At 73.5% G+C, this 21,777-nt stretch carries 24 protein-coding genes; 7 read left to right on the top strand and 17 right to left on the bottom strand.

What is annotated here, in order from left to right:
* Nucleotides 1-114: 114 nt before the first annotated feature.
* Genes AC07EG_RS06580 through AC07EG_RS06550 form a run of 7 tightly spaced genes read right to left on the bottom strand, consistent with a single transcriptional unit; the run spans nt 115 to nt 5,872 of the window.
* A complete protein-coding gene (locus AC07EG_RS06580) occupies nt 115-1,128 on the bottom strand; it encodes a Rieske (2Fe-2S) protein (RefSeq protein ID WP_478252010.1) in 1,014 nt (337 codons plus the stop codon).
* A complete protein-coding gene (locus tag AC07EG_RS06575) occupies nt 1,119-2,651 on the bottom strand; it encodes an FAD-dependent oxidoreductase (RefSeq protein ID WP_478252009.1) in 1,533 nt (510 codons plus the stop codon). The genes AC07EG_RS06580 and AC07EG_RS06575 overlap by 10 nt, the downstream gene beginning before the upstream one ends.
* On the bottom strand, nt 2,648-3,358 hold the full coding sequence (locus AC07EG_RS06570) for a class I SAM-dependent methyltransferase (protein ID WP_478252008.1): 711 nt from the start codon (nt 3,356-3,358) through the stop codon (nt 2,648-2,650). The genes AC07EG_RS06575 and AC07EG_RS06570 overlap by 4 nt, the downstream gene beginning before the upstream one ends.
* Nucleotides 3,355-3,666, bottom strand: coding sequence for a lycopene cyclase domain-containing protein (locus AC07EG_RS06565; protein ID WP_478252007.1), 312 nt, complete (start codon nt 3,664-3,666; stop codon nt 3,355-3,357). The genes AC07EG_RS06570 and AC07EG_RS06565 overlap by 4 nt, the downstream gene beginning before the upstream one ends.
* Nucleotides 3,663-3,992: a lycopene cyclase domain-containing protein gene (locus tag AC07EG_RS06560; RefSeq protein ID WP_478252006.1), complete on the bottom strand. Its 330-nt coding sequence runs from the start codon at nt 3,990-3,992 to the stop codon at nt 3,663-3,665. Before AC07EG_RS06560 ends, AC07EG_RS06565 begins: the two co-directional genes overlap by 4 nt.
* Complete coding sequence (locus AC07EG_RS06555) at nt 3,989-4,966, bottom strand: phytoene/squalene synthase family protein (protein WP_478252005.1); 978 nt, start codon at nt 4,964-4,966, stop codon at nt 3,989-3,991. Before AC07EG_RS06555 ends, AC07EG_RS06560 begins: the two co-directional genes overlap by 4 nt.
* 54 nt (nt 4,967-5,020) lie before the next feature.
* Nucleotides 5,021-5,872 (bottom strand): helix-turn-helix transcriptional regulator, encoded by an 852-nt coding sequence (locus AC07EG_RS06550; protein WP_478252004.1) that lies wholly within the window; start codon nt 5,870-5,872, stop codon nt 5,021-5,023.
* A gap of 177 nt (nt 5,873-6,049) precedes the next feature.
* Between AC07EG_RS06550 and AC07EG_RS06545 the strand changes: the two genes are divergently transcribed.
* From AC07EG_RS06545 to AC07EG_RS06535, 3 genes are all read left to right on the top strand, one after another.
* Nucleotides 6,050-6,823 (top strand): SDR family oxidoreductase, encoded by a 774-nt coding sequence (locus AC07EG_RS06545; protein ID WP_478252003.1) that lies wholly within the window; start codon nt 6,050-6,052, stop codon nt 6,821-6,823.
* A 9-nt stretch (nt 6,824-6,832) separates the two neighbouring features.
* The gene (locus tag AC07EG_RS06540; RefSeq protein WP_478252002.1) at nt 6,833-7,483 is read left to right on the top strand and encodes a response regulator transcription factor; all 651 of its coding nucleotides are present in this window, start codon (nt 6,833-6,835) and stop codon (nt 7,481-7,483) included.
* 118 nt (nt 7,484-7,601) lie between these two features.
* Entirely contained in the window at nt 7,602-8,930 is a 1,329-nt protein-coding gene (locus AC07EG_RS06535) for an Nramp family divalent metal transporter (RefSeq protein ID WP_478252001.1), read from the top strand.
* On the opposite strand, the gene AC07EG_RS06530 is transcribed toward AC07EG_RS06535, so the two are convergent.
* From AC07EG_RS06530 to AC07EG_RS06495, 8 genes are all read right to left on the bottom strand, one after another.
* Nucleotides 8,902-9,951 (bottom strand): MAB_1171c family putative transporter, encoded by a 1,050-nt coding sequence (locus tag AC07EG_RS06530; protein ID WP_478252000.1) that lies wholly within the window; start codon nt 9,949-9,951, stop codon nt 8,902-8,904. The genes AC07EG_RS06535 and AC07EG_RS06530 overlap by 29 nt on opposite strands.
* A complete protein-coding gene (locus AC07EG_RS06525) occupies nt 9,944-10,417 on the bottom strand; it encodes a hypothetical protein (protein WP_478251999.1) in 474 nt (157 codons plus the stop codon). Before AC07EG_RS06525 ends, AC07EG_RS06530 begins: the two co-directional genes overlap by 8 nt.
* Complete coding sequence (locus tag AC07EG_RS06520; RefSeq protein WP_478251998.1) at nt 10,414-10,848, bottom strand: helix-turn-helix domain-containing protein; 435 nt, start codon at nt 10,846-10,848, stop codon at nt 10,414-10,416. Before AC07EG_RS06520 ends, AC07EG_RS06525 begins: the two co-directional genes overlap by 4 nt.
* 121 nt (nt 10,849-10,969) lie before the next feature.
* Nucleotides 10,970-13,447, bottom strand: a complete 2,478-nt coding sequence (locus AC07EG_RS06515) for an ABC transporter permease (RefSeq protein ID WP_478251997.1) — start codon at nt 13,445-13,447, stop codon at nt 10,970-10,972.
* Between the two features lies 1 nt (nt 13,448).
* Complete coding sequence (locus AC07EG_RS06510; protein WP_478251996.1) at nt 13,449-14,201, bottom strand: ABC transporter ATP-binding protein; 753 nt, start codon at nt 14,199-14,201, stop codon at nt 13,449-13,451.
* 105 nt (nt 14,202-14,306) lie between these two features.
* Nucleotides 14,307-14,690 (bottom strand): VOC family protein, encoded by a 384-nt coding sequence (locus AC07EG_RS06505; protein ID WP_478251995.1) that lies wholly within the window; start codon nt 14,688-14,690, stop codon nt 14,307-14,309.
* A 6-nt stretch (nt 14,691-14,696) separates the two neighbouring features.
* Nucleotides 14,697-15,575 carry a dihydrodipicolinate synthase family protein gene (locus AC07EG_RS06500; protein WP_478251994.1) on the bottom strand — a complete coding sequence of 293 codons (879 nt, stop codon included), beginning with the start codon at nt 15,573-15,575 and terminating at the stop codon, nt 14,697-14,699.
* Between the two features lie 11 nt (nt 15,576-15,586).
* Nucleotides 15,587-16,510, bottom strand: coding sequence for a DMT family transporter (locus AC07EG_RS06495; RefSeq protein WP_478251993.1), 924 nt, complete (start codon nt 16,508-16,510; stop codon nt 15,587-15,589).
* On the opposite strand from AC07EG_RS06495, the gene AC07EG_RS06490 reads away from it, so the two are divergent.
* Nucleotides 16,509-17,921, top strand: a complete 1,413-nt coding sequence (locus AC07EG_RS06490; protein ID WP_478251992.1) for an aminotransferase-like domain-containing protein — start codon at nt 16,509-16,511, stop codon at nt 17,919-17,921. The two genes, AC07EG_RS06495 and AC07EG_RS06490, sit on opposite strands and share 2 nt — an antisense overlap.
* Before the next feature lie 69 nt (nt 17,922-17,990).
* On the opposite strand, the gene AC07EG_RS06485 is transcribed toward AC07EG_RS06490, so the two are convergent.
* Nucleotides 17,991-18,548 (bottom strand): TetR/AcrR family transcriptional regulator, encoded by a 558-nt coding sequence (locus AC07EG_RS06485; RefSeq protein WP_478251991.1) that lies wholly within the window; start codon nt 18,546-18,548, stop codon nt 17,991-17,993.
* A gap of 82 nt (nt 18,549-18,630) precedes the next feature.
* Between AC07EG_RS06485 and AC07EG_RS06480 the strand changes: the two genes are divergently transcribed.
* Nucleotides 18,631-19,488, top strand: a complete 858-nt coding sequence (locus AC07EG_RS06480; RefSeq protein WP_478251990.1) for an oxidoreductase — start codon at nt 18,631-18,633, stop codon at nt 19,486-19,488.
* Here AC07EG_RS06480 and AC07EG_RS06475 read toward each other — a convergent pair.
* Nucleotides 19,460-19,870 carry a hypothetical protein gene (locus AC07EG_RS06475; RefSeq protein ID WP_478251989.1) on the bottom strand — a complete coding sequence of 137 codons (411 nt, stop codon included), beginning with the start codon at nt 19,868-19,870 and terminating at the stop codon, nt 19,460-19,462. The genes AC07EG_RS06480 and AC07EG_RS06475 overlap by 29 nt on opposite strands.
* A 17-nt stretch (nt 19,871-19,887) precedes the next feature.
* On the opposite strand from AC07EG_RS06475, the gene AC07EG_RS06470 reads away from it, so the two are divergent.
* On the top strand, nt 19,888-20,595 hold the full coding sequence (locus AC07EG_RS06470; protein ID WP_478251988.1) for a TetR/AcrR family transcriptional regulator: 708 nt from the start codon (nt 19,888-19,890) through the stop codon (nt 20,593-20,595).
* A 35-nt stretch (nt 20,596-20,630) separates the two neighbouring features.
* A complete protein-coding gene (locus tag AC07EG_RS06465; RefSeq protein ID WP_478251987.1) occupies nt 20,631-21,632 on the top strand; it encodes a TerC family protein in 1,002 nt (333 codons plus the stop codon).
* Nucleotides 21,633-21,777 lie beyond the last annotated feature (145 nt).

Here is a 21,777-nt window from a genome sequence, read left to right as displayed (position 1 = left end):
ACGGGCGAAGCGGCCGAACTTCGCGCTGCCCGCCACCAGCAGCGGCGGGACCGCGCTGCGCCCGGCCCGGCGTTCACCACCACGGTGCTGCCGCAGTTGCCGGCCTCAACCCCGTCAGTCGGTGCGCGTCGCCGGTCGGGGCGGCGGGAATTCGACCGCCCGGGTGCGGATGGCGTAGCGGCGTTCGGCGTAGGCGAGGTCGTCCCGCCAGAGCCTGGCCGCGGTCCACTTCATCAGCGGCCGCACCACCGGAGCGGCCTTGTGGGCGAAGGCGAACCCCGGCCGCGGCGAACCGGCCACGGTCGCTTCGACCACCGCCGTGCGGGGACGGCCGTCCGGGCCCGGGCCCAGCGGGGTGGCGTGGGTCTCCACCACGCTGCCCTCGCCTTCCCCGTCGACGATGCGCATCACCACGGTGCGCGGCTCCGGGCAGGTGAACTCCGCCCGCACCGGCACGCCCAGCCGGCCTGCGACGCGGAAGGTCACGTCGACCAGGAAGCGGTCGTCGTCGGCCCGCGGGGTCCCGACCACGGTGAGCCGGGCGAACGAGTACGGGTGGAACCACGCGCCGTGCCACGGGTCGAGGCGGTTGGCCACGATGTCCTCCGGCTCGCACACGCCTTCCAGCACGGCCACGGCGTCAAGGCCGTCCGCGGGGCGTTCGGGCAGCACGGGACGGTCCAGCGGCTCTTCACCGCCGAGGTCGTCCAGCCGGACCCAGGTCAGCACCCCGTCGTCGAAGGCGGGGTACGGCCGCCAGCCGTAACCGCCCTCGCCGGGCACCTTCAGCCCGTGCCAGCGGCACACCAGCGCCCCGCAGTCCAGCCGGGCGTCGCTCAGCGGCGCGCCGAGGTGCGGGCAGGCGCCCGGTCCGATGTGGACGGTTCCGGTGGGGTCCCGCCACGCCACCAGTTCCCGCCCGGCCACGGTGGCGCCGAACGGCCGGTCGGCGCGGACCGACCGGCTGGCCGCCAGCACGAACCAGTTCCCGGACGGCCGGTCCAGCGCCCGGCTGAGCGCCGATTCGATCACCGTCGCCCTGGCGTCGGCGAAGGTGGGCTGCTGGGCGGCCCACCGCTCGGGCGGGATGGGCTGCAGCGGCCAGTGGCTCGGCCAGGTCAACCCCACGGGGTCACGTCCTTCCTGCGTTGACGGGCCAGGGCGCGGAACACCGCCAGGCGGCCCTCGTTCGGCACGGACCAGGTCGGGTGCCCGCGCAAGCCCCACCCGGCGAGCAACCGGTTGGCCGCGTGCCAGCCGGTGGTGGCGGCGCGTTCCATCAGCGCCACCGGCAGGTCGACCCGGATCCCGTCCCCGGCCAGCACCAGGCCGGGCACCGGCGTCTCGACCCCGGGGCGCCGGGCGAAGTCACCGAGGCCGGGCAGCGGGCAGTCCTGCCGCCATTCACCGAGGTCCCCGAGCACCACGGCGTCGGCGGTCTCCGGGTAGACCTCGTGCAACCGGGCCAGCAGCCGCCGCGGGAGGTCCCCGGTGCCGCCTTCGACGGCGTAGGCGTGCAGTTCCACCACCGAGCCGCCGGTCCGCGCCGCCCAGGCCCCGGCTTCGTCCTCGAACCGGTCGAGCACGCTGATGTTGTCCAGCGGGGGCAGGCTGCCGGTGCCGAGGAACGCGGGCCGGTCCGCCCGCACCGGCCGGTCCAGCCAGAGGCGGCGCACGTGGAACGGCGGGGCCACCCGCAGCCCGGAAATCCGGTCACGCCAGGCTCGGGTGCCCAGGTCCGGGGAGGCCGCGACCACGGACTTCAAGCCCGGCACGTCCAGCGCCAGCACCACCGCGTCCACCGTGGAATCCGCGGCCCCGGCGGAAGCGGCGAGCCGGAAGCCGGGACCCACCGACTCGATCGGCGTGCCCAGGTGGAGGCGCACGCCGAGGCCACGCAGGTACTCGGCGAGCGGCTGCCACAGCGCGGCCGGATGGGTGCCGGTCGGCACGTCGAAGACGAGCCCCTCGGAGGAACCGAGGAAGTACAGGTGGAACATCGTCGCCAGCTCGGCGGCCGACAGCTCCGACGGCGCGGCGAAGAAGCTGCGGGAGAACACCTCGAACGCCAGGTGCCGCGCCTCGGGCGGGAAGCCGAGCCGGTCGAGGTAGGTGGCCGCGTCGGTCTCGTCGAGTTGTTCGTAGACGTCGGGCACCCGCACGGTGGCCAGCGGCAGGGCGGGTGCCGGCTTCAGCCGGGTGAGGTCGCGCAGCCGGAAGGTCGGGCTGCGCAAGGCGAACACCAGCGCGTTCAGCAGCGGGGTGCGGGGCAGGCCGCGGAAGGAGTCGGTGCGCCCGGCCGCGTCGAGCAGCGGGTAGTCCGCGACCGGGGTGAGCCGGTCGAGCCCGGGATCGGCCCGCCGCAGCAGGGCGCGCAGGTTGTAGTACTGGCGGAAGAAGGCGTGGAAACCGCGGCTCATGGTGACGGGTGTGCCGTCCGGCAGACTGGTCGCCCAGCCGCCCGCGCGACCGCCGAGATGGGGCTCGCGCTCGTAGAGGTCCACGGAAACCCCGCGTTCGGCGAGCGCGGTCGCGGCGGTCAGCCCGGCGATCCCGCCGCCGACCACCGCCGCCCGGGGCCGGTGCTGCAACGCCCCGGCGTCGTCGAGCCCGGGGGGCGCTGGGTACTCGGCCCGCCGCCGGTCGGTCATGCGGCGTCACCGAGGAAGGTGTGCACCACCCCGTTCTGCCAGCCCGGCACGGTTTCCCGGTGCACCCGGGTGAAACCGTTGCGCCGCAACCGGTCCTCGAACGCGTTCGCCCCGTCGAAGGTGCGCACGCTGTGCCACAGGTGGCGGTAGAGCGTGGCGTCCCCGGTGGCCAGCCGGCCGGCCGGGATGATGATCGACCAGCACACGGCGTGCCAGACGAGCCGGGCCCGGAGCGAATCCGCCACCGAGTACTCGTGCACGGCCAGCGGGGCGCCCGGCCGCAGCAACTCGGCGAACCGCCGCAACTGCGCGTCGGGATCGTCGAGGTTGCGCAGCAGGTAGGCGGCGAGGACGCCGTCGAACGGGCCTTCGTCCAGCTCTTCGACCCGCGTGTGCACGAAGCGGACCGACGCGGGCCACGCCTTCGCACGGGCCTGGCGCAGCATTTCCGCGGACGCGTCGATGGCCACGATGCTCGCCTTCGGCGCCACCGAGAGCAGGGCCGCCGTCGACGCCCCGGTACCGCACCCCGCGTCCAGCAGGGTCAGCCCGGCCCCGCCGTCCGGCAGCCGCATCCGCCGCGCCGACAACCGCAGGTGCTCGTGGTAGCCGGGATTGGCGCCGACCAGCCGGTCGTAGGCCGCGGCGCCGCGGTCGAACGCGGCGGGCACCTTCGCCCGCGCCAGCCCCCGGGGACCCACCTTCACGTCGTCTCCTTCCGCTGTTGCCGCACCCAGAGCAGCAGCACCGCGGTCACCAGGGAGAAACCGAAGAGGAAGTCCTCCACCGGGATGTCCCACGGGAACCGCAGCCCGCTGAAGTGCTCGGGTGCGTAGGTCACGATCGGCGCGCTGAGCTTGGTCAGCCAGCCGTCCACCGGGATCTGGAACCCGGTCACGATCGCCATCGTCAGCCAGTAGGCGGGCCGCCGGAACAACCCGGTCCGCAGCACCAGCAGTTCCAGCGCCACCACCACGGGGACCGACAGCACGGCGGGCACGGTGTAGCCCATCATCGGCGTCTCCGGCGGCGGACCCAGGCGAGCGTGCCCGTGACCGCCTCGAAGGTGAGCAGTCCGCAGACCGGGATCACCAGGAAGAACAGCAACTCCTCGACGGGCAGGGAGAACGGCAGCACCACGCCGGTGGTGAACTCGGGGTTGAAGCCCCAGACCCCGCCCGCGATGGCGATCAGGTCCCACACCAGGAACACCGCGGCCACCGGCAGCACCGCCCGCGCCAGCCGGACCGGGCGGCGGTAGACCGGGGGCCCGAGCCACTCCAGCGGCAGCGTGACGAGCAGGCACGCGCCGAGCACGGCGAGGTAGTCGAACTGGCTCATCGCCGCCCTCCCGGCAGCGCCTCCCGCAGGCGCACCCGCGCCACCTTGGCCACCGCCGCGCTCGCCACCGCCGCCCGCCGCGGGCGCGAAACCGTGGCGCGCCGGGCGAACACGTTGTAGTCCGCGGCCTCGATCTCGTCCAGGATGCGGGAGTAGAGGTCGAAGGCCGTGGTGATGCACGGCCTCGAAGCCGGTTGCAGCATGGCCACGCCGGGCCACGCTTCGCGGTAGACGCCCCGGGTGTGCGCGACCTGCGCCGCCAGCGCGTCGCGCACCGCCGCGTCGGTGCGCCGCTGCCGCACGCACCAGGACAGCCGGTCGCGGTCCACCCCGGTGGCGGCGAGTTCGTCGGCCGGCAGGTACACGCGGCCGCGATCGAGGTCTTCGGCGACGTCACGCAGGAAGTTGGTCAGCTGGAAGGCCCGGCCGAGCGCGGCCGCGGGCCCGGCGGCCTCCTCCCGCCCGGTGACCGTGCCCAGCACCGGCAGCATCTGCAGGCCGATCACCTCCGCCGAACCGTGGACGTAGACCGCCAGTTCGGCCCGGGTGGGATAACCCCGGACGGTGAGGTCCATCCGCATCGACCGGAGGAAGGCGGTGAACAACGCCGGGTCCAGCGCCAGCCGCCGGATCGTGTCGGCCACCGCGACCAGCACCGGCTCGGTGGCCCGGCCACCCGCCAGCGCCTCGGTGAACCCGGCTTCCACCCGATCGAGCCGTGCGGTCAGGGCCGCGGTGGTGGTTCCGGGGGCGGGCTCGTCGACCAGGTCGTCGACCCAGCGCGCGAAGCCGTAGAGCGCGTGCACCGCCGGGCGCCTGCCCGCCCGGAGCAGGCGCGTGGCGAGGAAGTAGGTGCGGCCGTGGCGGGCGTTCAGCTCGCGGCACCGGCGGTAGGCGTGGCGCAGCCCGGAGCCGGTGATCCCGGCGGCGTCGAGTTCGGCACGGGCGAAATCGATCGGCGCGGCTCGTGCCACCGGCGAACCTCCACACTCGACAGACCGCCCGGGGGTGCCCACGGCGGCTGATCACTACACAAACTGCGCCGCGCTCCCCGCCAGCAGGCGCACCGCGTGCTCGGCGGGGGAGCCGGCCTCGGCGGTGTAGACGCACAGCGTCTGGTCGGCGTCGCCGGGCAGCACCACGCATTCGTAGTCGAGGGTGAGCGCGCCGACCAGCGGGTGGTGGTAGCGCTTGGTGCCGTGGCTGCGTTCGCGGACGTGGTGGTCGGCCCACCAGCGGCGGAACTCCGGGCTCTTCACCGCCAGCTCACCGACGAGGTCGGCGAGCAGCGGGTCGTCCGGGTGACGGCCGGCGTCGAGTCGGAGGATCGCCACGTTGTCCCTGGCCACCTCTTCCCAGTCGGTGTACAGCTCGCGAGAGGACTCGTCGAGGAAGGTGTAGCGGAGCATATTGCGATCACGCGGTGGCAGCGACTCGAAGTCGGTCATCAGCGCCGCGGCCAGCCGGTTGGCCGCGAGCACGTCCATCCGCCTGCCGAAGACGAACGCCGGGGTGACGTCGTCGAGGGTCTCCAGCAGGCGGCGCACGCCCGGCCGGACCCGCTGCACCCTGGCCGGTGACCGGCGGCGCGGGCGCCGGGACCCGCCGCGCGCGATCTGGAACAGGTAGGACCGTTCCACCTCGTCCAGGCGCAGCGCCCTGGCGATCGCGTCGAGCACCTCGTCGGAGACGTTGAGGTGGCGGCCCTGCTCCAGCCTGCTGTAGTAGTCCACGCTCACCCCGGCGAGCTGGGCGACCTCCTCCCGGCGCAGTCCGGGCACCCGCCGCACCCCACCGGTCCCGCCGATCTCGACGTCGGCGATGCTCAGGCGCGCGCGGCGCGTGCGCAGGAACTCCTTCAGCTCGGCGTTGTGGCTCACCGGAACAGTCTTGCGCGAACCGCCCGCGGTGTGGCGGCCGAACCTCGGTCTGCTGGACCCAGGTTCGGCGGACCGGGGTTCGAGGGGGCGCGATTCGGCCCGCACAGCGCCCTTTTCCGGTGGTTGTCTCGAACTCGCGGCGGAACCGCCGTGAACGTGACGAAGGAGAGCGAACCGATGACCGACCACAACTCCGCCGAACTGACCGGCCGCGTCGCCGTGGTGACCGGTGCGTCGAGCGGGATCGGCGAGGCCACCGCCCAGCGGCTGGCGGCCTCCGGCGCGAAGGTCGCCGTCCTCGCCCGCCGGGCCGACCGGCTGGAGCGGCTGGCCAAGGGGATCGAGCAGGCCGGTGGCACGGCGCTGGCGCTGGCCGTGGACGTGACCGACCCGGCGGCCGTCGGCACCGCCGCCGAGCGGGTCCGCGCCGAACTGGGCCCGGCCTGCCTGCTGTTCAACAACGCCGGGGTGATGCTGCCCGCGCCGGTCGACGAACTGCCGTTCGAGCAGTGGCGGCGCCAGATCGACCTCAACGTGACCGGGCTGATGAACGCGATCGGCGCGTTCGTGCCCCAGCTGATCGAGTCGGCGGCGGACCGCGGGGTGGCCGACCTGGTCAACACCTCGTCGATCGCCGCGCGGAACATCTTCCCGAACTTCGCGGTGTACTCCGGCACGAAAGCGTACGTGACCCACCTTTCGCGCACCCTGCGCGCGGAACTCGGGGCCAAGGGCGTGCGCGTCAGCGCCATCGAGCCGGGCATCGTCGGCACCGAGCTGCAGAGCCACGTCACCGACGACGGCGCGCGGGAATGGCTGGACGGGTCGAAGGCGGAGATCGACTGGCTGGCCCCCGAGGACATCGCCGAGGCGGTCGGCTTCCTGGCCGGGCAGCCCGCCCGCGTGAACTTCCAGCAGCTGACGATCATGCCGACCAAGCAGGCGTCGTAAGCTCGGCCGGTGCGCATCCTGGTGGTCGAGGACGACGACGGTGTGGCCGCGGCCGTGGTCGACGCCCTGGTCACCGCCGGGCACGGGGCGGTGCGCGCCCGCCTCGCCGCCGAGGTGCCGCACCTGCGCCAGGACGCCGACCTGGTGCTGCTCGACCTCGGCCTGCCCGACGCCGACGGGCTGGCCGTGCTCCGGGACCTCCGCCGCGCCGGTGACCTCCCGGTGCTGGTGGTGACGGCCCGCTCGGCGGAACGGGACGTGGTGCGGACCCTGCGCCTCGGCGCCGACGACTACCTCGTCAAACCGGTCCGGCTGCCCGAGCTGCTGGCGCGCATCGACGCGGTCGCGCGCCGGCGGCCCCGCGCCAGGTCGGCCCCCGAAGTGGTCGAACTCGGGGACGTCCGGATCGACCTGGCGGCGGGCCGGGTCACCGCCGGTGGCACCGAGCTCGCCCTGACCGCCAAGGAGTTCGACATCCTCGCGGTGCTCGCCGCGGCGGCGGGCACCGCGGTGAGCAGGCAGGCGCTGACCGAGCGGGTGTGGGGCGCGGCCACCGCCTCCCGTTCGCTCGACGCGCACGTGGTGACCCTGCGCGGCAAGCTGAACCGGCCCGGCCTGCTGAGCACCGTGCGGGGGTTCGGCTACCGGCTGGGCGAGTAGGCGAGTCCGATTCGTTACCGGTAATCGTCCTAAGAAACGGTGAAGACGGGCGGCCGGGGCCGGTCCGCGTTCCTACGGTCGTCGGCACACATCTCCGGCGCAACGAGGAGCAGGAGCCATGAGCACTTCCGCCACCGAGACCGAACCCCAGCCGACCCCGCCGACGGGCCGGGCGCGCTTCCGCGGACTGGGTCCGGGCCTGCTGGCCGCGGCCACCGGGGTCGGGGCGGGCGACCTCGTCGCCACCATGGTCGCCGGCGCCCAGTACGGCACCCTGCTGCTGTGGGCGGCGCTCGTCGGCACCGTGCTCAAGCTGGCGCTGGGGGAGGGCGTCGGCCGCTGGCACCTGGCCTCGGGCACCACCCTGCTCGACGGGTGGCGCCGGCTCGGCCGCTGGGCCACCGGCTTCTTCGGGCTCTACATCGTGATCTGGGGCTTCGTCTACGGCGCCACCGCGATGTCGGCGGTGGGCCTGCCGCTCAACGCCTTGTTCGGCGGGCTGCCGGTGCGCGGCTGGGCGATGATCGCCGGCGTGGTCGGGCTGGCGCTGGTGTGGGCGCAGCGCTACCACTTCTTCGAGAAGTTCATGACCGTGCTGGTGCTGATCAAGTTCGCCACCGTGGTCGCGGTGGCGGTGCTGGTCACCCCCGACCTGGCCGCGCTGGCCGAGGGCCTGACCTTCCAGCTGCCCGCCGGGTCCATGGTGTACGTGCTCGGCCTGATCGGCGGGGTCGGCGGCACCATCACCATGGCCGCCTACGGCTACTGGATGTTCGCCAAGGGCTGGAAGGGCACCGGCTGGCTGTCGATGATGCGGCTGGACAACGCGGTCGGCTACCTGATGACCGGCGTTTTCGTGGTGGCCATGCTGATCGTCGGCTCGACCATCCTGTTCGGGCAGAAGCTGACCCAGTCCGACAGCGGCCTGCTGGTCCTCGGCAACGAACTGGGGGAGCGGTACGGGCAGTGGGCCAGGATCATGTTCCTGATCGGCTTCCTCGCGGTGACCAGCACCTCGCTGCTCGGGGTGTGGAACGGGGTCAGCCTGCTGTTCGCCGACTGGACCCGCAGCATCCGGCTGCCGCACGGCCGCCGCGCCGAACCGGTCGCGGCCGTGGTGCCCGGTGAGGAGCAGCCCGCGGCGGAAACCGCCTACCGCGCCACCGCGGTGGAGAAGTCGCTGCCGTTCCGCGGTTACCTGCTGTGGCTGACCTTCCCGCCGATGATCCTGCTGTTCCTGGACAAGCCGTTCGGGCTCACCCTGGTCTACGGCGTGCTGGGCTCGGTGTTCATGCCGTTCCTGGCCATCACGCTGATGCTGCTGCTGAACTCCCGGCGCATCGCCCGCGACGGCCGGTCCGGCTGGCTGTCGAACACCCTGCTCGGCGCGGCGTCGGCGTTGTTCCTGTTCCTGCTGATCACCGACCTGGTCGAGCGCTTCGGCTGAGCCGCCGGTAGGCGTCGGACACCTCGGCCAGGAAGGCGGTGTCCTCGGCGAGGTCCGTCCCGCCGGGGACACCGGCGTGCCGGTGCCCGGGTTCGTCGCCCGCCTCCCTGGCCCGCAGGGCCGCGGCCACCACGGCGGCTTCACCCGCCGCGGTGCCCGTGGTGCTCGCGGGATCCCGGTACGGCTGCAGGGTCAGCAAGCCGTCGCGGACCTCGATCACCCGGCGGTAGAGCCGCAGCCGCAGGTCGCGCACGACCAGTGCGTCCGGCACCCTCGGCGGGTCGAGCGCGATGGCCGGATCGGCCCGGTACAGCGCCGTCCACAGTGGACCAAGGCGGCGGAACAGCAGGCGGCGGCGGTGCCACCCGGTGACGGCGGGCAGCACCGCGCCGGCGAGCACCAGCAGGTACGCCGAGGTCGGCAGGACCTTGCTCGGCAGCACCGTCCGGCCGAAGGGGAAGCTGGTGTCCAGCCGGGGCACCACCGCCAGGATCGACTTGTTCAGCAGGTAGAGCAGGCTCAGCGCGGTGCCGGCCACGACCAGCCGCAGTGCGGTCCGGAGCACCGCGTCGCCGGTTTCGCGGGCGTGGCGCGAGCCGAGCCGGATCACCGTGCCCAGGGCGGGCAGCTGCGCGGCGGCGTAGACGAGGCAGTACTCCATCACCCACGGCGATTCCGGGCGGATGTCCGGCAGCAGCGCGAACAGCAGGCACATCGACGCGAACGCGCTCCCGGCCCACCACGCCTGCCACCGCGCCCCACGCGGCCGCCCGGTCAGCCCGGCCATGAGTTCCTGCCCGGCCCACGCGGCGAACACCATGCCGGTGTGGCTGAGCAGGCGGGCCAGGTGACCGTCGCCCAGTGCCGCGTAGACCACCGGGAGCTGGGCGGTCAGCGAGCAGGCCAGGCCGAGCAGCACCCACCGGACCCGGCGGCGGGCCACCCCGCCACCGCGGCCGCGGCCGAGCAGCACCGCCCAGGCGAGCAGCGCCGGACCCCATTCCCGCAGTGCCTCAGCCATCGCCGTCCAGCGCGTCGCGCAGCCGTCCGGTGAGGGTCGGGCCGGGCGCGGCCCGTTGCCGGATCAGGGAAGCGAGCAGTTCGGCTTCGCGTTCCTCGGCGGAGGAGTACCCGGCCCGCCCCAGCACCCGGCGCACCACCGCCGGGTCCAGGCCGGGCAGCAGCAGCCCGGCCCGCTCGGCGGGGTCCAGCGAAACCGGGTAGTGGTCGCGCAGCAGGTGCGCCAGTTCGTGCAGGACGATGTGCTCGCGGTGCGGGGGCGTGGTTTCGCTCTCGTGGAAGATCAGGTCGGCCCGGTCGGTGGCGATCCAGAGGCCGCAGACCCCGGTCAGCCCGCGCACCGGCAGCAGCCGGATCGGCCTGCCGCGGCGCGCGGCCACCTGCTCGCACAGCACCTGGACGTCGAACGGCACGGGCAGCGGCAGTTCGCGCAGCAGGGCGGCGTGCCGCCGGCGCACCCGGCTCACGGCTCGGTGGCCGGCGGGTCCGGGTGCGGCAGCCCTTCCAGCTCCCGCACCCGGTCGACCACCTCCGCGATGGCTTCCAGGCTCTTCGGCGACAGGCCGCTGGCCCGCAGGGCGATCTGCCGCACCGGCGCGTCGCGCAACGCGGTGAGCAACGCGAGTTCGGCGTCGATGCGCCGGGTTTCCGCGTCGTCGAAGAAGTACGCGGCGGGCACCCCGAAGAAACCGGCGAGCGCTTCGAGGTGGCGCTTGGTCGGGTTGTCGCGGATGCCCTTGCGCAGCTGCCAGAGATAGGTCGCCGAAATGGTCGGCCCACCGCGGGCGCGCAGCGCTTCGGCGACCTCCTCGAAGGTGTACTCGCCGCCTTCGCGCGGGCGCACGGTGCGGAAGAGGTGGTCCACCTTCGCCGCCAGGGCGCCCCCGTCTCCCGCCATGGCGCGCAGTGTAGGCGATTGACCGGTATCCCATTTCTGCTTATGCTTGCCCGCGCTTCGTCAACTGAGATGAAGACACCCATCGCGGGCACAGGGAGGGGGCCCGCGATGGGTGCTCAGCTCAGTCCGCCACGCGCATCGCGGCGGCCGGGGCCGGGCGCATGGCGATCCGGGCCGGGAGGGCGATCGAGCCCCAGCCGAACGCCGCCGCGGCGGCGACCACGCCCAGGTAGACCAGCGGCGGCACGGTCGGCACCACGGAACCGGTCAGGCCGAGGCTGAACCCGGCCAGCGGCGGCAGCGCGGCCAGCGAACCGAGCACCACGGCGGCCAGCACGACCACCGCCGCCTCCCCGCGCACCATCGACCGCACCTGCCGGGGTTTCGCGCCGACCAGCCGCAGCAGCGCGAACTCCCGCACCCGCGCCGCGGTGGCCAGCACCAGGATGTTCACCACGGCGATCGCGATGAAGCCGAGCAGCAGCAGGTTCGGCAGCAGGTTGACCGCCGACTGCGCGGCCGCTTCGGTGTGCTCCGCCGCGGTGGACGACGACAGTTCCAACCCGGGCCGCAGCGCTTCCCGCAGGGCCGCCGGATCGGTGCCGGGTGCGGTGGCGAGCAGCAGTTCGTCGTTCAGCCGGCTGCTGGTGTGCGCGAGCACCACGTCGTTCGGCAGCGTCACGTCGCCGAAGCCCAGCCCGCTGCCGTACACCGCGACCACCTGAGCCGTGTGGGACGTGCCGTCGCCGAGCCGCATGGTCAGCGGCGAGCCGACGGCGACGCCGAAGCCGTCCGCGGCGGTCTGGCTCAACGCCACGGTGTTCCCGGTGAGCCCGGCCAGGTCACCGGCACGGACGTCGAGGTCCATCACCGCACCGAGCCGGTCCGCACCGACGCCCTGCGCCGGGAAGGACTTCGTCACCGTCTCCGCGAGTTCCCGGTAGCTCACCAGCACCGAGGTGCGGGCCACCGGCGTCACCGATTCGACCCCGGGGAGCTGCCGCACCTCGTCCACGACGGCGGGCGCGATGCCACCGCTCGCCACGACCACGTGGTCGGCGCGGATGCCCTGCTCCGCCTGCTCCTTCGCCGCGGCGGCCGTGGTGGTGGCGGTGAAGATCTGCACCGACGCCAGCGCGACGCCCATGATCAGCGGTGTGGCCGCCGAGGCGAGCCGCCGCGACCGCGCCCGGGTGTTGGCGCCCGCCAGGTAACCGGGGGCCGACCGGTGCAGGCCGAGCTTGCCGAGCACGGCGGCGGTGGCGGTGAGCAGCTTCGGCCCGAGCAGTGCCACGGCGATCACCAGCAGCAGGGCCGAACTGGCCGAACCCGCGAGCGCCGCTTCACCGGAGACCGCCACCGGCAGCGCCAGCGCGGCGCTCACCCCGGCCGCGGCCAGCGCCCAGCCGGTGACCAGGCGGCCACGGCTCAGGCGCGGTGGTTCGGCCGCGGCCTCACCCAGTGCCGCGGCCGGGCTGATCCGCGCGGCCCGGCGGCCCGCGATCAACCCCGCGCCCAGTGCGGTCAGCAGGCAGGTCAGCACCGAGGCCACCGCGGGCAGCGGCCCGGTGACGAACTGGAACTCGGCTGGCACGGCGCCGTACCCGGCCAGTGCGTCACGCAGCCACCAGCTCAGCGCGAAGCCCGGCAGCGTGCCGAGCACCGCGGCCACCGCGGCCACCAGCACCGATTCGGCGGCGATCAGCCGGTAGACCTGCCGCGGGGTGGCCGCGACCGCCCGCAGCAGGGCGAACTCCCGCCGCCGCTGCTGGATCGACAGGCCCAGCGTGCTGGCCACCACCAGCAGCACGATCATCAGCATGGTGCCGCCGAACGCGCCGGCCAGCACCACCAGGAACTGCCGCGCGGCCCCGACGTCGAGGAACTCCGCCTCCGCGCGGTCGTCGCCGACGGCGGTGACCACCCCGGGCACCGCCTGCCGGATGCGGGTGGCGAGTTCGCCGGCGCCGGTCCCGGGTTCGGCGAGCACGGCCACCGCGTCGACCTGGTCCGGGCGGCCGGACAGCAGCCGCGCCCGCTCGTCGGTGAGGAACGCGGCGGGCTGCCCCGGTGTGGTGGCGGTGGTGCCGACCACCCGGTGAGCGGTGCCGACCGCACCGATCTCCAGTTCGGCCCGGTCGCCGGGGCGCAACCCCAGCGCACCGTCGAGCACCACCTCGTCCGCCGCGGTGGGGAACCGTCCACTCTGGAGGGTGACCGGGCCCAGCTGGGCCGAGGACCAGCCGTGCGCGAGCAGCGGGACGGTACCGCCGCTGGTGCGCAGCGCGGTCCGGACGGTGACGTCACCCACCGCTGCCCGCACCCCCGGCACCCGGGCGACGGTGTCGACGAGTTCGTCCCGGAGCGGGACGCGTTCGGTGAACCGCTGGCTCAGCCCGTCCGGGGTGGGCACCGACTGCTCGGCGGTCACCACCACCGGCGCGGTGGCGTAGCGCTGGGGCGGCACCCCCGCGCGCAACCCGGATTCGAGCAGCACGCCGCTGGCGGTGATCAACGCGGAACCGAAGAACACCGCGACGAACGCGGCGGCGAAGGAACCGCGCCGCGCCCGGATCGTCTTGCGGGCAAGGGCGAACATCTCACCACTCCCCGAGGTGGGTCATGCGCTCGGCGATCCGGTCCGGGGTGGTGTGCGCCAGCTCGCCGGCGATCCGCCCGTCGGCCAGGAACACCACCGCGTCGGCGTAGGAGGCGGCGACCGGGTCGTGGGTGACCATCAGCGCGGTCTGGCCCCAGCGGTCCACCGCCTGGCGCAGGGTGGCCAGCACCTGGCGGGCGGTCCGGGTGTCCAGCGCGCCCGTCGGCTCGTCGAGGAACATCACGTCGGGCCGGGTGACCAGCGCGCGGGCGATCGCCACCCGCTGCTGCTGGCCGCCGGAAAGCTTGCTGGGCCGCCGGTCCAGCGGCACGTCCAGCTCCACCGAGCGCACCACCTCGGCGAGGAACCCCGGCTCCACCGCCCGCCCGGACAGGCGCAGCGGCAGCAGGATGTTCTCCGCCACGGTCAGCGCGTCCATCAGGTTGTACGCCTGGAACACAAAACCGATCCGCGAACGGCGCAGTTCGGTGAGCGCGGCCTCCCGCTGCCCGGTCAGCTCGGTGCCGCCGAGCAGCACCCGGCCCGAGGTCGGCCGGTCCAGTCCGGCGGCGCAGTGCAGGAAGGTGCTCTTGCCCGAACCGGACGGCCCCATCAGCGCGGTGAAGCTGCCCGGCCGCAGGCTGATGCTCACCCCGTCCAGTGCGCGCACGGCCGCCGCCCCGCTGCCGTAGGTCTTGCTGACCGATTCCAACCGCACCGCACTGGTGAGGCCGTCCGCGACTGTCGTCGTCATCGTCGTTCCCTTTCCGATCTCCGTCGGGAACGACGCTATGGGCGTGCACGCCCGGGCACAGTGACGCGCGACCCCGGAACCGGGGTGTAGCCAGCTACACCGCGCTCAGGGCAGGACCTGCCCGATGCCGAGCAGGTTGCCCTCGCTGTCGCGGAACCAGGCGGCCCGTTCCCCGCGGCCCTTGCTGGGGTAGTTGCCGTCGATGTCGACGATCCCGTACTCCTCGAACCGCACCCCGCGGGCCTGCAACTCGGTCACCGCGGCTTCCAGGTCCTCGACGTAGAAGCTCAGTTGCGTGAACGAGCCGTCGGATGCGCCGGCGGAGGCGAACAGGCAGAACACGCCGGACGCGCCGACGTACCGCAAGCCGCCTTCGCGTTCCTCGGCGGGTTCGAGGCCGAGTTTCCCGGCGTACCAGCGGCGGGCGCGGTCGAGGTCCTGCGCGGGCAGGCGGGCTTCGATGTGGGAGCCGGTCAGCGGATTCGTCACGACGCCTCAGTGTAGGGAGAGCCCCGCCGCCACGACGGCCTTGCGTGCTTCTTCCCGGCCCGTCTCGCCGAGGGGCCGGACGGGCCGGGGGAGGTTCGGTTCCCGGAGCAGGCCGAGTTCGACGGCGATGGCCGAAACCACGCGGTAGCTGCCGTAGCGCGCGAACAGGTCCCACAACGGCTGCAACTGCGCGCTCAGGGCGTGGGCGCGGGCGGCGTCACCGGAGGCGGCGGCCGCGAGGACGGCGAGGCACGGTTCCGGGAACAGCCCGCCGAGCACGCTGTACCAGGCGTCGCAGCCCGCCAGCAGGCCGTCGGCGGCGACCGGGTCACCGCTGATGCCGAGGGTGACGGTGTCCGGGATGAGCCGGCGCAGCCCGCCCACCCCGGCCTGGGCTCCGGGTGGGAGCTTGATCGACGCGACCCGGGGCAGGTGCGCGATGCGGCCGTGCAGTTCGTCGGTGAACGTGACGTGCGTCGTGCCCGGGTTGTCGTAGACCACCAGCGGCACCGACAGCTCCGCCGTGACCTCCTCGTACAACCCGAACACCTCGTCGTCGGTGAGGGGCTGGTAGGTCATCGGGGCGAGCAGCACGGCGGCGGCACCCGCTTCCTGGGCGTCTTCGACGTGGGCGAGCACGTCACGCGTGCGCAGCGCGCCGACCCCGGCGATCACCGGCACCGCACCGGCGGCGCGCACGGCCAGCCGGACCGCCCGCGCCCGTTCACCCCGGTCCAGGTAGGCGTAGCTGCCGGTCGAGCCGAGTGCGCCGATGGAGTCGGCACCGGCGTCCGCGAGCCGCCCGACCAGGCGTTCATAAGCGTCTTCGTCGATCCCGTCGTCGGTGAGCGGGGTGAGCGGGAAGGCGCTGAGTCCGGTGAACAACGGAATTCCTCCTAGTTGGCGGTGCGGTCGAGACGGATGCGCACGGCGATCCCGGCGCAGACGAGGACGGCGAGGCCGCCGAGCACGGTGGGCCAGGTCAGGTCCTCGCCGAGCAGCAGTGCCGCCCAGCCGATGGTCAGCACCGGCTGGACCAGCTGCACCTGGCTGACCTGCGCCATCGGGCCGATGGCCAGCCCGCGGTACCAGGCGAAGAAGCCGAGGAACATGCTGACCGCGGCGAGGTAGGCGAAGGCGGCCCAGTGCACCGCCGTGCCCGTCTGCGCCTGCTGGGTCAGCGAAACGGCGGTCAGCGCCAGCATCAGCGGTGAAGCCACCACCAGCGCCCACGAGACCGTCTGCCAGGAACCGAGTTCGCGGGCGAGCAGGCCGCCCTCGGCGTACCCCGCGGCGGCGGCCAGCACCGCGCCGAAGAGCAGCAGGTCCGACCAGTGCAACCGGCCGAAACCGCCGCCCTGCAGGGAAGCGAACCCCAGCGCCGCCAGCGCACCGATGCCGGCCATCACCCAGAACGACCGCGGTGGGCGTTCCTTGCCGCGGAGCACGGCCAGCACGGCGGTCGCCGCGGGGAGCAGCGCGATCACCACGGCGCCGTGACTGGCCGGGGCGGTGGTCAGCGCGTACGAGGTCAGCATCGGGAAGCCGACCACCACGCCACCGGCGACCACGGCCAGCCGGAGCCACTGCCGCCCGCGTGGCAGGCGCTGCCTGGTCCAGGCCAGCGCGGCGACGGCGAGCAGCGCGGCGACGACCGCCCTGGCCGCGCCGATGAACAACGGCGAGAGGCCACCGACGGCCACGCGGGTGAACGGCACCGTCAGCGAAAACGCCGCCACCCCCAGCAAGCCCCAGGCCAGCCCGGCCCGCGACGATAACGTTGCAACCGGATTCTGGATAACGCTACTCTGTCCCGACATGGTCAACGATAGCACCGCTCGCATCGTGGACGGCCTGCGTGCGTGGATCGCCCAAGCCCCGCCGGGGGCGCGCGTACCGTCCAACCGGGCGCTGGTGGCCGAGTACGGCGCCAGCCCGATCACCGTGCAGAAGGCGATGCGGGCGCTCGGTGCGCTCGGGCTGATCGAGAGCCGTCCCGGGGTCGGCACGTTCGTGCGGACCGTGCGCACCGCCCGGCCGCTCGACTTCGGCTGGCAGACCGCCGCCCTGCGCTCGCCGCAGGCACGCATCCCCGCGCTGTCGACACCGTTGCGCAGCAGCGCACCCGACGCGATCGGCCTGCACGCCGGTTATCCCGACCGGGCACTGCTCCCGGAACGGCTGGTGCGGGCGGCGCTGGGCCGCGCGGCCAGGGACGAATCGGCGGTGGCCCGCCCGTACACCGCCGGACTGCCCGCGCTGCGGGCCTGGTTCGCCCAGGAACTCGCCGAGGTCACCCCCGCCGGGCACACCCCGCCGACCGCCCGCGACGTGGTGGTCCTGCCCGGCAGCCAGAGCGGCCTGAGCTCGATCTTCCGCGCGCTGGTCGGTTTCGGGCAGCCGGTGCTGCTCGAATCGCCGACCTACTGGGGTGCCATCCTCGCCGCCGCGCAGGCCGGGACGCACGTGGTGCCGGTGCCCAGCGGTCCCGCCGGCCCCGACCCCGGCGAACTGGCGCGGGCGTTCGACGAAACCGGGGCCCGGGTGTTCTACGCGCAGCCGAACTTCGCCAATCCCACCGGGGCGCAGTGGCCGGCCGAACGCGGTGAGCAGATCCTCGACCTGGTGCGGGCGCGTGGGGCCTTCCTGGTCGAGGACGACTGGGCCCACGACTTCGGCATCGACACCACGGCCCGCCCGCTGGCCGCGCACGACGACGCCGGTCACGTGGTCTACCTGCGGTCGCTGACCAAGAGCGTGTCGCCGTCGGTGCGGGTGGCGGCGGTTATCGCACGCGGGCCCATCCGCGACCGGATCCTGGCCGACCGGGGTGCGGAATCGATGTACGTCAGCGGCCTGCTGCAGGCCGCCGCGCTGGACGTGGTCACCCAGCCGGGCTGGCGCACGCACCTGCGCGGCCTGCGCCAGCAACTCCGGGCGCGGCGGGACCTGCTGGCCGGTTGCCTGGCCGAGCACGTCCCGCAGGCGCACCTGGAGCACCTGCCCCGCGGCGGCCTGCACCTGTGGGCCCGCCTCCCCGACGAAACGAACCTCGACCACCTCGTCCGGGACTGCGAGTCCGACGGCGTGCTGATCGGGGCGGGCGGGGAGTGGTTCCCCGCCGAGCCGTCCGGCCGCTACATCCGCCTGAACTACACCGGCCCCGACCCCGGCCGCTTCCCGGACGCCACCCGGGTCATCGGCCGCGCGCTGGACCGGAACCCGAGCTGATCCCGCGACGACCCCGCCCGCGAACTGGCAGCGGCGAGGTGGTTCCGGTGGCTGTTGGTTCCCGGTGGGCTACGGAACGAGGGCGTGCTGGGCCAGTTCCACCCACCGCTCCCGCGCCGCCCGGGGCACCTGTTCCCCCGGAGAAGTGGCCAGCAGCAACGCGACGTCCTCCACCGTGACGTCCGGTCGCAGCGCCCGGTCCCGGTGTGCCGCCGCGACCAGGCGACCCAGCGAATCCCTGGCGCCCTCCTGCACCGCGCGCAACGAAGTCCCGTCGGCCCCGGCGAGGGCATCGCGCAGCAGTCGTTCCTGGCCCATGGTCACCACAACGCGGTGCAGCAGCCCCCGGATCTCGCCGAGGGCCGTGCTGTGCCCGTCTTCCACCCGCGCCAGGGCCGCGTCGAGCGTGCCGGTGATGGTGGCGCCCAGGTCGGCCACGATCGCCCGCACCAGGTCGTCCTTGGTGGGGAAGTGCCGGTAGAGCGTGCCGACCGCGACCCCGGCCTCGGCGGCGATCTGGTCCATGCCCGCTTCGGTGCCCCGGGCGGCGATCAGCGTGCGGGCGGCGGCGAGGATCGCCGCCCGGTTGCGGGCCGCGTCCGCGCGCAACCCCTTCTGGGTGGCCAACGGCAGCTCCTTCCTCGCGGAAAACCTGAACCTGTGGTTCATAATACAACATGAACGCACGGTTCAGGTTAGGAGCGCGGAGATGAGCAACTGGTCCGAAGTGGACATTCCCGACCAGCGGGGCCGGGTGGCGGTGGTCACCGGCGCCAACACCGGCCTCGGCTTCGAGACGGCCAGGGCGCTGGCCGAGCACGGCGCGGTGGTGGTGCTCGCCTGCCGTGACCCGGATCGGGCCGAGGCGGCGGCCGACCGGATCGACGGCGCCACCGAGGTGGTGCGGCTGGACCTCGCCTCGCTCGCCTCGGTGCGGGCGGCGGCCGACGAGATCCGCGCCCGCCACGAATCCGTCGGCCTCCTGGTGAACAACGCCGGGGTGACCGGGTTGTCCGGGCACACGGAGGACGGCTTCGAGATCCAGTTCGGCATCAACCACCTGGGCCACTTCGCGTTCACCGGCTTGCTGCTCGACCGGATGCCGGACGGCTCGCGGGTGGTCACGGTGTCGAGCATCGGGCACCGGTTCGGGCGGCTCGACCGCGGCGGCGCCTACGCGAAGTCCAAACTGGCCAATCTGCTGTTCACCTTCGCGCTGCAACGCCGTCTGGACCGGGCGAACGCGGGCACCATCGCCGTGGCGGCGCATCCGGGCGGTGCCGGCACCGAGGTGTTCCGGTACTCGTCGCCGGCTTTCCGCTGGGCGAACCTGGCCATCGCCCGCCTCTTCGGCCGGACACCGGCGTTGGGTGCGCTGCCCACCCTGCGGGCCGCCACCGATCCCGCCGTCCGGGGTGGTGACTACTTCGGACCCGACGGCCTCTTCGAGATCCGCGGCTTCCCGGACCGGGTCCGGGCCAGTGCCCGGGCGCACGACGTGGAACTGCAGGAGGAACTGTGGCGGAGGTCCGAGGAACTCACGAAGGTCGCCTTTCCCGCAGGGTGAGCGGCACCAGCGCCAGGAACACCTGTCCGCGCAGGCCGAGCACCGCGGCCCGCACCTCGTGCACGTCGGTCCCCGGCCGCAGCGAGTCCCGGGGAACGGCGGCGCGCAACAGGTCCACCAGGTCCGCGCGGTGCACGGTCACCCACTGCCCGAACCGCTGCCTCAGGTCGGCGACGTCGTTGCGGATCAGCCACCGGCCGCTCCGGCTCCGGACGCCCTCCGGCGGTCCGCCCGCGGTGTCCGTGCGCAGGGCGGTGCCCAGTCCCAGCGGGTCCAGTGCGTGCAGGCCGTTGGGCTGGATCGCCAGCCCGGCCCCCGCCTCGGTGGACTCCGGGGTCCGTTCGAGCACCTCCACGGTCCAGCCGCGCTGGTGGAAGGCCACGGCCGCGGTGAGCCCGGATGGCGGGGCGACGGGAGAAGCAGCGGCAGGCGACGCTGGCGGAGATCCACGCGACGGTGCGGCGGCTGCTGGTGGACAAGGGCCCCGCCGCGGTGGCGATCAACGCGGTGGCCAGGAAAATGGGTATGAGCGGCCCGGCGCTGTACCACTGCTACGCCGGTCACGAGGAACTCGTCGGCGCGGTCACCACCGGCTTCTTCCGCGAGGTCACCGCGGTGCTGGAGGCGGCGAGGGACGCCGACCCGGCCGGTGCCCGGCTGCTGGCCGCCTGCCGGGCGCTGCGCGGCTGGGCGGTGACCCACCGCGCCGAGTTCGGCTGGATCTTCGCCAGCCCGATCGCCCCGCCGGACCGGCAGCCGGATTCGGTGCGGCACGAGGCGGGGGACCGGTTCGAACGGGTGCTGCTGGAGTTGACCGCCGAACTGTGGGCCGAGCGGCCGTTCCCCGTGCCCGGCCTGGCCGAGTTGCCCGCCTCGCTGCGTGCTCAGGTCAGCGCCTGCGCCGCGGGGCTCGGCGGACTCCTGCCCCCCGGGGCGGCCTACGTCTTCCTGGACTGCTGGATCCGGCTCTACGGCCTGCCGTGCATGGAAGTGCTGCACCAGCTGGATTCCGCGTACTCGGACCTCGAACCGGTCTTCGAGCAGTGCCTGCGTGAACTGGCCGGGCGGCTGGCCTTCGACTACCGCGGACCGTCCGCAGTGGACTGAGTGGCGGAGTGCGGATCGGCCCGTAGGGTGTAGTCATGCTCGAGATCAGCGTTGCCACCTGGCTGGTGACCGTGGGCCTGGTGCTCGCCCTGCTGGCGGTCGACCTGGTGCTGGCCGCCGTGCGCCCGCACCGGGTCGGGTTCGCCGAAGCGACCGCGTGGTCGGTGTTCTACGTGCTGGTTGCGATCGGCTTCGGCGTCTGGTTCATGCTGGCCTATGGCGGTGAGGCCGGGACCGAGTACTTCGCCGGCTACATCGTCGAGAAGAGCCTGTCGGTCGACAACCTGTTCGTCTTCGTGATCATCATGACCACCTTCGCCGTGCCGGAGGAGCACCAGCACAAGGTGCTCACCTTCGGCATCGTGCTGGCGCTGCTGATGCGGGCGCTGTTCATCGCCGTCGGCGCGACGCTGCTCTCGCTGTTCTCGTTCATGTTCCTGGTCTTCGGGCTGATCCTGATCTTCACCGCGGTGCAGCTGTTCCGGCACCGCGACGAGGACCCGGACGTGGAGAGCAACGTCGTGGTCAGGGCCGCGCGGCGGCTGCTGCCGACCACCGACCAGTACGTCGGCGGCAAGCTCGTCACGAAGGTGGACGGCCGCCGGATGGTCACCCCGCTGTTCGTGGTGCTGGTGGCCATCGGCGGTGTCGACCTGCTGTTCGCCCTGGACTCCATCCCGGCGGTGTTCGGCGTGACCGAGGAGCCCTACGTCGTCTTCGCCGCCAACGCCTTCGCCCTGCTGGGGTTGCGGGCGTTGTTCTTCCTGGTGAAGGGCCTGCTGGACCGGCTGGTGTACCTGTCCGCCGGGCTGGCGCTGATCCTGGCGTTCATCGGGGTGAAGCTGATCCTGCACTGGGCGCACGTGGACATCGACGAAAGCGTGCCGGAGATCCCGACCCCCCTCAGCCTCGGCGTGATCATCGGCATCCTGCTGGTGGTCACCGTGGCCAGCCTGCTGAAGACGAAGCGGGACCCGGGGGCCAAGGCCCACCCGGGTTCGCTGCGTGCTTCCCGCCCCCGCGACGAAGAGGATTAGCCGCCGGGTTTCGTCGAAGCGTGGGCCACCGCCCCGGCAAGCACCCGGCGGCCGAAGAAGTCGATCGGTACGCCGTTTCGCGGGGTGCCCAGGAATCGTCGGACACGCCGTCGGCCAGGTCCACCGCCGACTCCGCGATCCCGGC

The organism is Amycolatopsis sp. NPDC045836 (genome assembly GCF_056431745.1).
Note: the sequence above shows the minus strand (reverse complement) of the source record. Positions and strands in the feature narration are given on the sequence as shown.

What these genes read in the sequence shown, in the direction of transcription:
- AC07EG_RS06510 (WP_478251996.1), bottom strand. Translation starts at nt 14,201, where the DNA reads ATGACGACGACAGTCGCGGACGGCCTCACCAGTGCGGTGCGGTTGGAA.
- AC07EG_RS06520 (WP_478251998.1), bottom strand. Translation starts at nt 10,848, where the DNA reads ATGGCGGGAGACGGGGGCGCCCTGGCGGCGAAGGTGGACCACCTCTTC.
- AC07EG_RS06535 (WP_478252001.1), top strand. Translation starts at nt 7,602, where the DNA reads ATGAGCACTTCCGCCACCGAGACCGAACCCCAGCCGACCCCGCCGACG.
- AC07EG_RS06560 (WP_478252006.1), bottom strand. Translation starts at nt 3,992, where the DNA reads ATGAGCCAGTTCGACTACCTCGCCGTGCTCGGCGCGTGCCTGCTCGTC.
- AC07EG_RS06490 (WP_478251992.1), top strand. Translation starts at nt 16,509, where the DNA reads ATGGTCAACGATAGCACCGCTCGCATCGTGGACGGCCTGCGTGCGTGG.
- AC07EG_RS06575 (WP_478252009.1), bottom strand. Translation starts at nt 2,651, where the DNA reads ATGACCGACCGGCGGCGGGCCGAGTACCCAGCGCCCCCCGGGCTCGAC.
- AC07EG_RS06495 (WP_478251993.1), bottom strand. Translation starts at nt 16,510, where the DNA reads ATGTCGGGACAGAGTAGCGTTATCCAGAATCCGGTTGCAACGTTATCG.
- AC07EG_RS06515 (WP_478251997.1), bottom strand. Translation starts at nt 13,447, where the DNA reads ATGTTCGCCCTTGCCCGCAAGACGATCCGGGCGCGGCGCGGTTCCTTC.
- AC07EG_RS06465 (WP_478251987.1), top strand. Translation starts at nt 20,631, where the DNA reads ATGCTCGAGATCAGCGTTGCCACCTGGCTGGTGACCGTGGGCCTGGTG.
- AC07EG_RS06545 (WP_478252003.1), top strand. Translation starts at nt 6,050, where the DNA reads ATGACCGACCACAACTCCGCCGAACTGACCGGCCGCGTCGCCGTGGTG.
- AC07EG_RS06480 (WP_478251990.1), top strand. Translation starts at nt 18,631, where the DNA reads ATGAGCAACTGGTCCGAAGTGGACATTCCCGACCAGCGGGGCCGGGTG.
- AC07EG_RS06470 (WP_478251988.1), top strand. Translation starts at nt 19,888, where the DNA reads ATGGCGGGGCGACGGGAGAAGCAGCGGCAGGCGACGCTGGCGGAGATC.
- AC07EG_RS06530 (WP_478252000.1), bottom strand. Translation starts at nt 9,951, where the DNA reads ATGGCTGAGGCACTGCGGGAATGGGGTCCGGCGCTGCTCGCCTGGGCG.
- AC07EG_RS06565 (WP_478252007.1), bottom strand. Translation starts at nt 3,666, where the DNA reads ATGATGGGCTACACCGTGCCCGCCGTGCTGTCGGTCCCCGTGGTGGTG.